The 12,791-nt window shown below is 43.8% G+C and carries 14 protein-coding genes; 1 reads left to right on the top strand and 13 read right to left on the bottom strand.

Annotation, left to right across the window (positions count from 1 at the left end; genetic code table 11):
* Positions 1-13: 13 nt before the first annotated feature.
* The 3 genes from ABHN01_RS06700 to metG all read right to left on the bottom strand — a co-directional run bounded on the left by ABHN01_RS06700 (position 14) and on the right by metG (position 4,333).
* The gene (locus ABHN01_RS06700; RefSeq protein ID WP_429874893.1) at positions 14-1,210 is read right to left on the bottom strand and encodes a ubiquitin-like domain-containing protein; all 1,197 of its coding nucleotides are present in this window, start codon (positions 1,208-1,210) and stop codon (positions 14-16) included.
* 218 nt (positions 1,211-1,428) lie between these two features.
* Entirely contained in the window at positions 1,429-2,196 is a 768-nt protein-coding gene (locus ABHN01_RS06705; protein WP_429874894.1) for a TatD family hydrolase, read from the bottom strand.
* Between the two features lie 175 nt (positions 2,197-2,371).
* Positions 2,372-4,333, bottom strand: coding sequence for a methionine--tRNA ligase (gene metG, locus ABHN01_RS06710; RefSeq protein WP_429874895.1), 1,962 nt, complete (start codon positions 4,331-4,333; stop codon positions 2,372-2,374).
* 592 nt (positions 4,334-4,925) lie between these two features.
* Between metG and ABHN01_RS06715 the strand changes: the two genes are divergently transcribed.
* On the top strand, positions 4,926-5,210 hold the full coding sequence (locus tag ABHN01_RS06715) for an AbrB/MazE/SpoVT family DNA-binding domain-containing protein (RefSeq protein ID WP_290402315.1): 285 nt from the start codon (positions 4,926-4,928) through the stop codon (positions 5,208-5,210).
* A 52-nt stretch (positions 5,211-5,262) separates the two neighbouring features.
* On the opposite strand, the gene rsmI is transcribed toward ABHN01_RS06715, so the two are convergent.
* The 10 genes from rsmI to ABHN01_RS06765 all read right to left on the bottom strand — a co-directional run bounded on the left by rsmI (position 5,263) and on the right by ABHN01_RS06765 (position 12,401).
* Positions 5,263-6,147: a 16S rRNA (cytidine(1402)-2'-O)-methyltransferase gene (gene rsmI / locus ABHN01_RS06720; protein ID WP_429874905.1), complete on the bottom strand. Its 885-nt coding sequence runs from the start codon at positions 6,145-6,147 to the stop codon at positions 5,263-5,265.
* Positions 6,148-6,176: 29 nt separating this feature from the next.
* Positions 6,177-6,920, bottom strand: coding sequence for a tRNA1(Val) (adenine(37)-N6)-methyltransferase (locus tag ABHN01_RS06725; RefSeq protein WP_429874896.1), 744 nt, complete (start codon positions 6,918-6,920; stop codon positions 6,177-6,179).
* A 72-nt stretch (positions 6,921-6,992) separates the two neighbouring features.
* Positions 6,993-7,346, bottom strand: a complete 354-nt coding sequence (yabA, locus tag ABHN01_RS06730) for a DNA replication initiation control protein YabA (protein ID WP_248251024.1) — start codon at positions 7,344-7,346, stop codon at positions 6,993-6,995.
* Between the two features lie 15 nt (positions 7,347-7,361).
* Entirely contained in the window at positions 7,362-8,189 is an 828-nt protein-coding gene (locus tag ABHN01_RS06735) for a PSP1 domain-containing protein (protein WP_429874897.1), read from the bottom strand.
* A 6-nt stretch (positions 8,190-8,195) separates the two neighbouring features.
* Complete coding sequence (holB, locus tag ABHN01_RS06740) at positions 8,196-9,182, bottom strand: DNA polymerase III subunit delta' (protein WP_429874898.1); 987 nt, start codon at positions 9,180-9,182, stop codon at positions 8,196-8,198.
* Between the two features lie 9 nt (positions 9,183-9,191).
* Positions 9,192-9,632: a YaaR family protein gene (locus ABHN01_RS06745; RefSeq protein WP_429874899.1), complete on the bottom strand. Its 441-nt coding sequence runs from the start codon at positions 9,630-9,632 to the stop codon at positions 9,192-9,194.
* 18 nt (positions 9,633-9,650) lie between these two features.
* Positions 9,651-9,980 (bottom strand): cyclic-di-AMP receptor, encoded by a 330-nt coding sequence (locus tag ABHN01_RS06750; RefSeq protein WP_290402310.1) that lies wholly within the window; start codon positions 9,978-9,980, stop codon positions 9,651-9,653.
* A 22-nt stretch (positions 9,981-10,002) separates the two neighbouring features.
* A complete protein-coding gene (gene tmk, locus ABHN01_RS06755) occupies positions 10,003-10,644 on the bottom strand; it encodes a dTMP kinase (RefSeq protein WP_429874900.1) in 642 nt (213 codons plus the stop codon).
* Between the two features lie 2 nt (positions 10,645-10,646).
* Positions 10,647-12,086, bottom strand: a complete 1,440-nt coding sequence (locus ABHN01_RS06760) for an aminotransferase class I/II-fold pyridoxal phosphate-dependent enzyme (protein ID WP_429874906.1) — start codon at positions 12,084-12,086, stop codon at positions 10,647-10,649.
* A gap of 111 nt (positions 12,087-12,197) precedes the next feature.
* Positions 12,198-12,401 carry a sigma factor G inhibitor Gin gene (locus tag ABHN01_RS06765; protein ID WP_429874901.1) on the bottom strand — a complete coding sequence of 68 codons (204 nt, stop codon included), beginning with the start codon at positions 12,399-12,401 and terminating at the stop codon, positions 12,198-12,200.
* Positions 12,402-12,791: the final 390 nt, after the last annotated feature.

Raw genomic sequence — 12,791 nt, forward strand, 5'->3', positions numbered from 1 at the left:
CCTGGAGTATAGCTTATTTAATAATTTTAATTCTTACCGTTTTTCTTCCCCATTTGGTAGCCTGAGATTGAGAGGAGAAGAAAACATCGATCCGGTTTCCATTGATGGCGCCACCTGTATCAGAAGCGATCGCATAGCCATATCCTTCGACATACACTTTGCTTCCAAGCGGAATGACGCTTGGGTCAACGGCAATGACTTTTGCGTTAGGATTAGCATGAAGGTTCAAGCCTGTCCTGGTCTTGCCTGAACATCCGGCGCAGTTCGCTGTATAAGCGGTACTTGTAACATAAAGTTCCTTGCCTCCCGAAGGAGCACTCTTGCTGCGTGAAACCGTAACAGGTTTCGGCTTTGTGCCGACAGCAATTACTTTATCTGAGCTTTCTTCCAATGTTTTTTCGCTCTTCAGCTTTCGGGAAACCTCTTTCCCATTTTCAAGTACGACCTCATACTTTTTCGATACCCGGCCTTTAGAGCCCGGTTCTACCACTTTTTCTTTTCCTTTTGCCAGTTTTCCGTCTTTGCGGGTGACGGTAGCAAATGGCGTATCTTCTTCCACTACATCGGTGACCTTTTCTACTCTGATGACATTAACCTTCATGTTGTCTTTGATGTCCGTCTCTTCAGCGGGCTCTACCCGATCAAGATCTCCTAGTTTCACTTGGTTTTGCTTTAAAAGGTCAGCGACCGTAGTCGAAGTGGTCCAAACTTGCTTTTCTTTTTTTCCATCCACAAGCTTCACCGGAACAGCTTGCTGAAGGTTGATATGCTGCTGAGTTTTGAGCGGCGTATCTAAACCAGGCTTAATTTTATCATGCTGGTTGACGCTTATATTTCGTTCGCCTAAAAATTCTTTAACTGTGCTGGCTGTTGACCAAACCGATTGTTTTTCTCCATCCTGCGTGAAATTGATCTTATGTGCAGATGTATATTCAATCTTCATGCCGTTTTTGAGCGGCTCGTTTAGTCCTGGTTCCACCTCATCATGGCGGTTAACCGATATTCCGAAATCAGAAAGTGCATCCCTAACATTTTCTGCATGTGAACTAAACGATTTCTCTTTCCCATCAACCATGATCATAACATCGGTTTTCGAAGTTTCATAGCTAACGAAACCTGTTGTTACAGCCAGAACGATGATTGCCGCAGCAGTCAATACGAGCTTTTTCGTAATGAAATCGTAAAAAAGCTTATTCTTGCTCCTGTTCATGTCATCCATTCCCCCTTTACAAGGATTGAAGTATAATCGTTGAATAATTTGTTGTCAAATCCCCCCTCTTATGCAAAATAATTACACAAGCCCAATTATGTAAGGGAAAAGGGTAAAAATGGAAGAAAAAACGTTCGACAGTTTCCTCTTCCCTATTGTAGATTTTGCTGGATTTACAATGTTTTTTGCTTGTTTTTCTCTCTTTTCGACATTATCGGTCAGCGATTGATGCCGAATAACTGTCTAGCATTGTCGGACGTTTTTTTAACTAAATTTTCCAAAGGCATCTCTCTTAATTCAGCGATAGCCTCTGCCACGTATTTTACATACGATGGTTCATTTCGCTTGCCCCTCAGCGGATGGGGGCTTAAGTAAGGACAATCCGTTTCAATGAGAAGCCGGTCCAGTGGGATCTCCCTCGCCACTTCTTTTGGTTTCTTGGCATTCTTGAATGTAACAGGTCCTCCAAAAGAAATGTAAAAGTTCATTTCCATACACTGTTTCGCAACCTCCAGGCTGCCGCTGTAACAGTGCATGATTCCGCCGACTTCCTCGGCTCCTTCACTTTTCAGGATATCAACGACATCCTGTGTGGCATCGCGATTATGAATAATAATCGGGAGCTTCACTTTCTTAGCCAGTTGAATCTGCTGGCAAAAGACCTTTTTCTGAACATCCTTCGGTGATTTATCCCAATGGTAATCCAGGCCCATCTCGCCTAAAGCCACCACTTTAGGGTGAGATGCGAGTTCCTCAATCCATTGTAAATCCTCCGGTGTCATGTCCACCGCATCTACCGGGTGCCATCCTACAGCTGCATAGATAAAATCATATGTATCAGCCAACTTTATAGCGCCTTTAATTGTCGGCCGGTCAAACCCAACAACAACAATATGTGAAATTCCTTCATCCAAAGCTCTTTGTATTACTTCTTCCAGATCCTCTTCAAACTGAATTGCATTTAAATGTGCGTGTGTATCAAACATGAAGAAAGCCCTCCTATTAACACTTTCACAGTTTATCATACCTTTGTCCTATAACACCAAGTCGTCTGGATAACAATTGCATTACAGTTTTATTACATACTGGAAATTACACACCTCTTTTTACACCGATAAATGAAAAAAGGAAGCCCTATTAGGCTCCCCTTACATGCTTGCTTTATTTGACTTTTGCACCGTTTGGCAAACTTTGATCCACGGTTGCCAAAGTCAGCTGATCTCCGGCAGAGCCAGCTAATATCATGCCTTCTGATAGTTCACCCCGGAGCTTTACCGGTTTAAGGTTGGTCACACAAATCACTTTTTGCCCCACCAGGTCTTCCGGTCGGTAATACTTTGCAATACCTGAAACCACCTGTCGTTTTTCAAACCCAAGATCCAGCTGCAGTTTCAATAGCTTGTCTGCCTTTTTCACCGGTTCTGCCTCAACCACTTGAGCCACCCGAAGATCCACTTTCATAAAATCATCGATGGAGATCTCATCTGTTTCTTCCTTTTCCACGATGACTTCTGGTGTCTTCTCTTCTTGCGCTGCCGCGGGTGCACCGCCCATTGACTGCTGAATATAGCTCACTTCCTCCTCTGTTTCCAGACGAGGGAAGATAGGATTCCCTTTTTGTACCTTCGTTCCCGCAGGCAGTTTACCAAATTCATAGACGGTATTCCAATCTGTAAGCTCTCCTTGTTGAATCCCGAGCTGTTCCCATATTTTCGCAGGCGCATTAGTCAGGAATGGCTGTATCAATACAGAAACAATACGGATCGACTCCGCCAAATGGTACATTACTGCGCCCAAGGCGTTTTTTTCTTCTTCATTTTTCGCCATGATCCATGGCTGTGTTTCATCGATATATTTATTCGTGCGGCTGATCAATTGCCAGATGCTGCTTAAGGCTACAGAAAATTCCATGTTCTCTAGGGAATCCTCCGCTTTTTTAACAGTGGTCTGAACAAAATCAACAAGGGATTGATCAAAGTCTGTTACGTTCCCTTCATAGGCAGGAATGGCTCCGTCAAAGTACTTATTGATCATCGCCACTGTTCGGTTCACAAGGTTGCCGAGGTCATTGGCAAGGTCATGGTTCACACGGTCTACAAAGCTTTCAGGCGTAAAGACACCGTCAGAACCAAAAGGAACTTCACGGAGAAGATAATAGCGCAGCGCATCCAGACCGTAACGGTCAATCAAAGTCACCGGATCGACTACGTTTCCTTTGGATTTAGACATTTTTCCGTCCTTCATGAGCAGCCAGCCGTGGGCAAAGACCTTTTTAGGAAGCGGCAGATCCAGTGCCATCAGCATGATTGGCCAGTAAATCGTATGGAACCTGACGATTTCTTTCCCTACAAGGTGAACATTTGCCGGCCAGAATTTTTTATACTTTTCATCGTTTCCAGATCCATAACCGAGCGCTGTAATGTAGTTGGAGAGAGCGTCAATCCAAACATAGATCACATGCTTCGGATTGCCCGGCACTTTCACACCCCAGTCGAAAGATGTACGCGAAACCGCTAGATCTTCTAATCCTGGCTTGATAAAGTTGTTGATCATTTCATTTTTGCGGGATTCAGGCTGAATGAACTCCGGATTCTCTTCATAGAACTGAAGGAGCCTGTCTGCATATTTGCTCATTTTAAAGAAGTAGCTCTCTTCTTTCACACGCTTTACTTCTCTTCCGCAGTCCGGGCATTTACCGTCGACGAGCTGAGTTTCAGTGAAGAAGGATTCACACGGCGTACAGTACCAGCCTTCATACTCTCCAAGATAAATATCCCCTTGATCCAAGAGCTGCTTAAAGATTTTTTCCACACTCTCTTTATGGCGGTCTTCCGTCGTACGGATGAAATCATCATAGGAAATATCGAGCTTTTGCCAAAGGTCCTTGATCCCTGTTACGATCTCATCTACATAATGCTGCGGTGTTACTCCGGTTTCCTCCGCTTTCTGCTGAATCTTTTGTCCATGCTCATCCGTTCCAGTCAGATACATCACTTCATAGCCTTTTAAGCGCTTATATCTTGCTAACGCATCGCCTGCTACCGTGGTGTAGGCATGGCCGATATGAAGTTTTCCGCTTGGATAATATATAGGTGTTGTTAGATAAAATGTTTTTTCTCCCATAATGGATTCCTCCGTTTAAAAATTTAATAAACTATGAAAAAAGCCCCTGCTGAAGGAGGGACATTTTATTTACAGGAAAAAGTGACCGAACATTGCGCCTATCAAATTTGTCAGTTCTATGAAAAGTGTAAAAAAATGTTTGTTCTGGGACATAAAATACAAAACAGGTGCGAAATCACTTTATGTAAATACTTTCATTATGCTCTTTTCTTCACTCAAAATATACCTAATCCCGTAAAGTCATGTCAAGGTAAACAGGATGTACGGTGAAGAATAGGCTAAGAGAGTATTTTTTAAAAGTCAGTTTTGTCGAATAATGACGAATTTATCAAGAATAATTCCCAGTAATTTTTTTGCAAAACAAGAATAAATTTCTAAACCTGATTTTACCTGTTTGTTAAGATAATATGAAATGATTGAACTTATAGTAAAACGGGTAAATAGATATAGAAATTTTTGTTTGCAAAATAGTTGACCCAATCTGGAAATATTGTTATGATGAATCCGTAAGATTTTGCCGATTTCTGACGATTATATATATAAATAATAGTTAGGCATTAAAATATCTACTATTCGGGAGGAGATTACTAAAATGAAATCTACAGGTATTGTTCGTAAAGTTGATGAACTAGGACGTGTGGTAATTCCAATCGAATTACGACGCACACTTGGAATTGCTGAAAAAGACGCACTTGAAATCTATGTTGACGATGACCGCATCATCCTAAAAAAATACAAGCCTAATATGACTTGTGCAGTAACTGGGGAAGTTTCTGATGACAACTATTCACTTGCTGGCGGAAAAATCATTCTTAGCCCAGAAGGTGCAAAAGAAATCATGAACGAACTTCAACGACAACTTCAAACAGCAAAATAAGGTTTGAACATAAAACGGCCTCCTGAACACAGGAGGCCCTTTTTTTGTGCATTTAGTTTTCATTTTCAATATGATAGGCTTGGTATACCTCACGCTTTGGCAGATTTCGGTCCGCCGCCGCTCTTTTTACTGCTTCTTTGCTCTTCAGTTCTTCTTCATCGATATAATGCTGTACATGCTCGGCAAGAGTCAGAGTATCCCACCACTGAGATTCGGCTGTTTCTTCCCTCTTCTCGGACGATCCTTCAACCACCAGACAAAACTCTCCTCTGATCTCCGTTTCCTTGGACCACTCCATCATTTTCCTTAACGGACCTCTGATGAACTCTTCATATTTCTTCGTCAGTTCTCTCGCCATCGAAACATTCCGGTCACCAAGGATCTCATGCATCAAGGATAAGGTCTCCTTTAAACGGTGAGGAGATTCATAAAAAATCATTGTAAATGAATAATATTTGAGCCGCTCAAGCTGTTCTTTCTTTTCTTTCTTGCCCCGAGGCAAGAATCCGTAAAAGTAAAAGTCCTTCGTATTAAGGCCTGAAGCAATCAGTGACGATAATGCCGCGTTCGCTCCCGGAAGCGGAACAACAGGAATCTTTTCCTGCAGTGCGCTTACCACCAGTTCATACCCTGGGTCCGAAATGGCCGGTGTCCCGGCATCCGATACGAGTGCCACTGTTTTGCCTTCTTTCAGCAGATCGATGAGTTTCATGCCGCTCACCTCTTTATTATGTTCGTGGTAGCTGAAAAGAGGAGTCTGAATCTCAAAGTAATTGCAAAGCTTTTTCGTCTGTCTCGTATCCTCTGCCCCAATATAGTCGGCTTCCTTTAAAATCCGTATCGCACGAAAAGTCATGTCCTCCAAGTTCCCGATCGGAGTCGGAACTAAGTAGAGTACACCTGTTTCGTGGCTCTGATAGCTATTCTGCTGCCACATCATATACAGCGCCTCCTTCCCTGATTTGATTATTTCCCATAGAAAACCTTCTTCAGTTCTTCTGTATATTTCCTATCTATGCCGTATACGGTCAGTGGAGGTAGAATATGAAGATCAGGCTTGCCATCCTTCATCCCCTCAACAAGTAGCATGTTTGCCTCTCCGCCTGGTTTTGGATAAACAAACTGCAGCCGTTTTGGCTCTAGCCTGTATTTTCTCATCAGGCTTAAAATGTCCATGAGCCGCTGGGGACGGTGAACAAAAGCTGCTTTGCCGCCCTGTTTGACCAGCCTGCTGCTCACAGAGATCACATCTTCAAGCGTACAATGAATCTCATGCCTGGCTACTGCCAGGTGCGGGTTCTCATTATAATCTTTTTCATTGACCGAGGAAAAATACGGCGGATTGCAAACGACCGTATCAAACGTACCTGTCCCAAGCTTTCCAGGAAGATTGATGATGTTGTCAGTCAATATGGAAACCTGGTCCTGCAAGCCGTTGATTTCCACGCTCCTGCCAGCCATATCACTGAGCCGTTCCTGAATTTCCACCCCAGTAATCGATGCCTTCGAACGCTGTGTCATCAGCAGTGCCACAGCACCGTTTCCTGTACACAGATCAATGATTTTTCCTTTTTGTATAGGTACATAGGCAAACCTGCTCAGCAGTACCGCATCAAGAGAAAATGAAAAGACGGACGGGCTCTGAATGATCTTTAACGATTCATCCACGAGATAATCCAGCCGCTCGTCTCCTTTTAACAGGTATTCCATTACATCACTCTTTCTCAATAGGTTGTTGAATCAGATGACATAGAAAAGAGTCTTCCCCTTTGGAAAGACTCTTTATTTTTTATTAAGAAATGACAGACAGAACAGGCAGTCGCCCTCTGTACGAACACTTCCATAATGAAGATTGCAAATATGAAATCCTTCTTGATACAGCCTCGCCAGGTTGTCATAGCCTTCCCCGATATCTGCCGATTCTTGTGACAGTGGCCGCTTTTTAACAGAGGATTTGGATCCTTTTTTTTCCTGTGGCTTCAGAGCACTTCGCAAATTATAATTTTCCATTTGCAGGTTGTGATTCTGTTCCAATAAGGCGACAAGGTCTGCTTTTAAGTCTCCAATTTGCTCCGTTAAAGCTGCCAATTGCTGCTCCATATGGGTCACCCGGGAAAAAATCTGATCTTTCTCCACGTGCTTTCCACCTCGTTATTCTGTAGCTTGCGTAAATAATTCCTTTTCTTTCATGAGCTCATCAATTGTATATTCCGTTACTTTCTCAAGTTCCGGCAGTTCGACCTGTACAAGTTTCTCGAGCATATTCAATCCAACAACGCGACCTCTTCCGTGTGGAGTGGCAATCTGTTCACCCACATCCGGAAGCTCTCTTTTGACTTCTTCATAATAATCATTTTCGTATTTTAAACAGCACATCAAACGGCCGCATAACCCAGAAATCTTTGCAGGGTTAAGTGAAAGGTTCTGGTCTTTAGCCATTTTAATGGATACGGGTTCAAAGTCACCAAGAAAAGTAGAACAGCACAGCATTCTTCCGCATGGTCCGATGCCGCCGAGCATTTTGGCCTCATCACGGACTCCGATTTGCCGCAGCTCGATCCGCGTCCGAAAAATGGAAGCAAGATCTTTAACCAGTTCCCGAAAATCGATGCGCCCATCTGCCGTGAAATAAAAAATGACTTTATTTCGGTCGAAGGTATATTCGACATCCACCAATTTCATGTCAAGCTTATGTTCAGTTATCTTTTCCGTGCACAGTTCAAAAGCATTTTGGGCAGCTTTTTTGTTTTCATCGACCGCGAGCATATCTTTCTCGTTTGCGGTCCTTACTACCTTTTTTAAAGGAAGTACAACATCATTCTCCCCAACTTGCTTCTTGTCTATGACGACTTTACCGTATTCAATTCCGCGCGCTGTTTCAACAATTACGAATGTATCCTTTATGATATCAAGGTCGCCAGGATCGAAATAGTATATTTTTCCCGCTTTTTTAAAACGGACTCCGACTACTTCATACACAGGCTTTTATCCCTCCCGTAATCGTAACACCAGCTGCTCCATTAGGAGCTGGGGGTTTACGTTTGCACCTAGGCGTTGCTTGGCTGTTAAGATAGCCAGCATTTTCTCACTGATTCTTTTCTGTGAGGTATGTAGAGCTTGCTGCTCTAACGTTTGCCGCTGATCGACAAATACCAGGTGCTCCGGCTCTGAAAGCTGTATAAATAAAAGATCTTTGTACCAGATCAATAAAAGGCTTAATGCATTGTCGAGCTGATCTTTTTCCTTAAAAAACGACAACCAGTTATCTTGTAATGAAACAAATACCTGGCTGGGACGAGTCCTCAACTCTTCAGTTAATTGTATCACTTTGTCTCGTGCTTGTGCAAACCACTCTTGCCTACAAATTTCGAGCGCTTCTGACTTATCGCTCGTTAATGCGGCAGCCATAGCTGCCATCGGCAAAGAGATCCCTTCTTCCTGCAAAGATTTAACCAGCTGTTCTGGGGGAAGAGGAGAAAAGGACAGAACCTGTGACCTGGACAGAATGGTGTCAAGCAGACGATGCACCTGTTCCGTTAATAAAAAGGCGATCGTGGAAGACGTCGGTTCTTCCAAAAATTTAAGCAGACTATTCGCCGCCTGTACCGTCATACGATCAGCATGTTCCACGATGTAGAGTTTCTTATCCGATTCCATTCCATGATAAGCAAATTCTTTTTGCAAACCACGAATCTGATCAATTTTGATGGATTGCCCTTCAGGCTGTACGATATGAACGTCCGGGTGGTTTCCTGACTCAATCCTCTTGCAATCCTTACATTCACCGCAAGGTTCAACACTCGTTGTTTCCCTGCACAAAAAAGTTTTTGCGAGCTGCAGGGCCATATCCATTTTTCCTGTTCCATGGCCCCCCTCAAACACATAAGCATGAGCGAGACGATCTTTCTTAACACTATTCGTTAACGTTTTTACCACCCTTGGCTGCCTTTCATTTAATTGTTCCCAGCTCATTTTTCCCACCTACGTATATAAATTAATCAAGAGCCCCTTCATTTCACCGATCTTATCAAGCAGGCCGATTGATTTTTCTTCCTTCTTTAACATCAGGTCAGCCATTTCCAGAAGCTTGGCATCCACTTCCTGAACGAGCCTTGTCGTCTGCTGCCTTCCCTGGCTGTTCCAGCCGCGGCTATGTTTTAGATTCATGCCAAAATCAACGACTTCTTTTACAAAACGCTGCACAAGCTGTTTATATTGGCTAAAATCTCTCATGGTCTGATACTGAGCAAGCCGCTGCCCCTGCTTCTCCACGTCCTTCAATAGGGTGCCGAGCTGATCGGATTGCAGCTTTTCCTGATGGCTCGCAACAGCTTTTCCAAACACATCTCCGCTTTTGCCGCTGAGCCTTTCTTCTTTTTGTTTCAGATCGATCATTGGGCGGGGATTCTGGCCAATTTTCATTTTTACTCCTCCGTCATATTAAAACTGCTGAAAGCTTTCCACAGGAAGAACAAATACAGTGGCTCCTCCAACTTCTACTTCCACAGGATAGGGAACGTATGCATCCGCATTGCCGCCCATCGGTGATACCGGGGCAACCAGTTGATTGCGGCTCTTGCAGTTCTCTTTGATAATTTCCAGGACACGGTCCACTTGCTGGTCTTCCACACCAATCATGAATGTCGTATTACCTGCTTTAAGGAATCCACCGGTCGTCGCCAGTTTGGTCGCACGGAACTCATGCTTAACAAGCGCATCCGCCAAACGGCTGCTGTCCTTATCCTGAACCACTGCTATGATCATTTTCATACGTTTTCCCTCCTGTGATTTATTAGTTATATCGGTTCGCTAGAAGAAGATGAATATCCTTTTTGATCACATCAAAAACTTGATCTATCGTTTGGTTTCCATCCACAAGAAGAAAACGCTCCTTGTTTTCTGAATAAATTTTCCTAAATCCTGTCCTTACTCTTTCGTGGTATTCCAGCTGTTTCTGCTCAATGCGGTCGAGACCTTCTCCACTATAGCGGCTGACCATGCGCTCCCTGCCAGCCTCAGGAGAAATATCAATCAGATAGCTTCGATCCGGTTGTAATCCTCCTGTAGCAAAGTGATTGATCGCCTTAACTTCCTCAACGGGGATGCCGAGGCCATAAGCTTGGTAAGCAATGGACGCATCGACAAAACGGTCACACAGGACAAGTTTGCCCTCCTGCAAAGCCGGAACGATTTTTTCTTTAACATGCTGAGCCCGGGAAGCAGCGTACAGCAGCACTTCCGTTTCATCCGTCATTTCGGGATGGGACGGATCAAGAATCAACGATCGGATCTTGTCACTGATCGCTGTTCCTCCCGGTTCGCGGGTTAATATATATGGAATATGGCTTTTTTCTAAATAACCTGCCAGTTTTTTTATCTGTGTTGATTTTCCTGAGCCATCAGGGCCCTCGATCGTAATAAATAGTCCGTTCACATCTACTCTTCCTTCTGTTCAGCATATACGATTATTTTTTTGCCTTGTCCACCCTGAAACCGGGTACCCTGCGCTAAAAGATATTGATATTCTTTCACCGTTTCCTCCGTAATCCGTTCTCCTCTGGCGATCAGCGGGATGCCGGGCGGATAGGGAACAATGGACTGAGCAGCTATAAGGCCTGAAGATTGGGAGATCCATACCTCTGAACTTTCCATCCTCAGCAGTTCTTTATAGCCAGCTGCAAGAGCACTGATGCCTGTCCCTGTACTCTGTAACGGAAGCCGGGAATGTTTCTTGTGAAACACGTCGTCTGACAAAGCGCCTCGAATAGTTTCAATCAATTCATCAAGACCCGGTATCCTGCCGAGAGGAAGCACAAACAGGACATTCAAAGGATCAGCGAGTTCCGTAAAAATCCCCTTATCCTCCAGCTTCTCCTGCAGCTCATAACCAGTAAGGCCTGTGGTGCTCTGTACAGTAACTTTCAAAGGATCCAGCCCATAGTCCCGGGGTGAATTCAATACCGTCAGCTGAGGAATACTGTTCAGAGCGTCCCTAAAGTGTTCCGCATCCTTTTTAATAGCCTTAAAATCCTCTGGAGTAAGACTGCCCACGTAGGCTCTTGCCAAGTCCAGCGAGGCCATAATCGGATACGATGGCGAACTCGATTGAAGGGCCTGTAAATAATGTTTTACCCTATTTTCATCCATGCGAAAACTGTTGCAATGCAAGTAAGCCCCCATCGTCATAGCAGGAAGTGTTTTATGGGCAGAGTGGACAACCATATCAGCCCCAGACTTGATTGCACTCTCAGGAAACCATTCGCTCCTGCCAAAATGGGCTCCATGAGCTTCATCAACGAGCACGATCAATCCGTGTTCATGCAAATAATGAATCATTTCCTTTAGATCTGCAGCCCATCCATAATAGTTTGGGTTCGTCAGCATGATTCCTTTGGCCTCAGGGTACTTCCTTACCGCTTCTTTCACCCTTTCAAGTGTAAGCCCAGTGGCAAACTGTCCGACCGGATCGACGCCGGGCGAAAGAAATACCGGCTCAAGCCCTGCCAGCTCCAGTCCGTTCAAAACTGACTTATGGCAGTTCCGCTGAACAAAAACAAGATCATTCTCTTGAAAAGCAGATAAAAGCATGACGAGATTTCCTGCTGTACTTCCTCCCACCAAAAAATAACTGGAGTGGGCACCATACAGAGATGCCGTCAATTCCTGCGCCTCTTTAATCGCTTCAGAGGGTTCATGGAGATCATCCAGTCCCGTCAGCTCCGTTACGTCCATAGGAAGAATGGAGGCAAATGCGTTGTTTTCGCTGTCTTTAAAGCCGATGGTTCCATTTTTGTGCCCTGGAACATGAAAGGACCATTTTGTTTTATGGCTATGCCGTATAAGGGCATCATATAAGGGAGTTCTTTGTTCTCTAATCATGTATAATCCTTTTTTCTTACATCAAGTACTGTTTATCCTTCTATTTTAGCATAACTCTATGCTGTCTGCTTTTCACTGTAAACAGAAAAACAGGCCCTGTCGGCCTGTTTATACGGAAGAATTCGCTAATTTTAATTTTCTTAATTGATTTAAATAGTGTTTGTAATATTCGTCATTCGTTTCAGCAGAAACTATTTTTTTCTCACAGTCCATACAGATGTATTGATGTAAAATGTGAATCCCGGTCTCCTTATACTCCTCGCATATTAAACACAATTCCCCTGTTGGTTGCATTGATGATTTCATTTTCATCCACCTCCATTACTCCATTCTTCCCAGAGTTCTCCCGCTCTATACTCTCGTACCTTAGTAATCTTCGTTTCTTGTTTAGGCTCTAGTTCAATGTATGTGCCCCTGAATTTGTTCGTGTCTGTCTTGAAAATTTAAAGCATTTCCCAGCCTAAACAAGGAAAGAAATGGTTCTAAGCACAGTGTACATGCGGCTAAAAATGACGGTTCGCGGCTGTGTCAGCGAAGTTATGAAGAAGTAGGCAAGAAGTGGAATGAGGGAGATTGTATTTGAAGATTTTTATGCGCCTTACCTTTGTCTTTTGGTGTTTACATGCGGGTTTGCTGCGTTTACGTGCGGGTTTCGCCCGTTTACATGCCACTTCGGTTTAGCCCCCGTATTTTTAGACACAA

It is taken from the genome of Fictibacillus sp. NRS-1165, from assembly GCF_050468105.1.
Classification (GTDB): Bacteria; Bacillota; Bacilli; order Bacillales; family Fictibacillaceae; genus Fictibacillus_C; species Fictibacillus_C terrinigri.

What these genes read in the sequence shown, in the direction of transcription:
- ABHN01_RS06700 (WP_429874893.1), bottom strand. Translation starts at nt 1,210, where the DNA reads ATGAACAGGAGCAAGAATAAGCTTTTTTACGATTTCATTACGAAAAAG.
- ABHN01_RS06705 (WP_429874894.1), bottom strand. Translation starts at nt 2,196, where the DNA reads ATGTTTGATACACACGCACATTTAAATGCAATTCAGTTTGAAGAGGAT.
- metG (WP_429874895.1), bottom strand. Translation starts at nt 4,333, where the DNA reads ATGGGAGAAAAAACATTTTATCTAACAACACCTATATATTATCCAAGC.
- ABHN01_RS06715 (WP_290402315.1), top strand. Translation starts at nt 4,926, where the DNA reads ATGAAATCTACAGGTATTGTTCGTAAAGTTGATGAACTAGGACGTGTG.
- rsmI (WP_429874905.1), bottom strand. Translation starts at nt 6,147, where the DNA reads ATGTGGCAGCAGAATAGCTATCAGAGCCACGAAACAGGTGTACTCTAC.
- ABHN01_RS06725 (WP_429874896.1), bottom strand. Translation starts at nt 6,920, where the DNA reads ATGGAATACCTGTTAAAAGGAGACGAGCGGCTGGATTATCTCGTGGAT.
- holB (WP_429874898.1), bottom strand. Translation starts at nt 9,182, where the DNA reads ATGAGCTGGGAACAATTAAATGAAAGGCAGCCAAGGGTGGTAAAAACG.
- ABHN01_RS06745 (WP_429874899.1), bottom strand. Translation starts at nt 9,632, where the DNA reads ATGAAAATTGGCCAGAATCCCCGCCCAATGATCGATCTGAAACAAAAA.
- ABHN01_RS06750 (WP_290402310.1), bottom strand. Translation starts at nt 9,980, where the DNA reads ATGAAAATGATCATAGCAGTGGTTCAGGATAAGGACAGCAGCCGTTTG.
- ABHN01_RS06765 (WP_429874901.1), bottom strand. Translation starts at nt 12,401, where the DNA reads ATGAAAATGAAATCATCAATGCAACCAACAGGGGAATTGTGTTTAATA.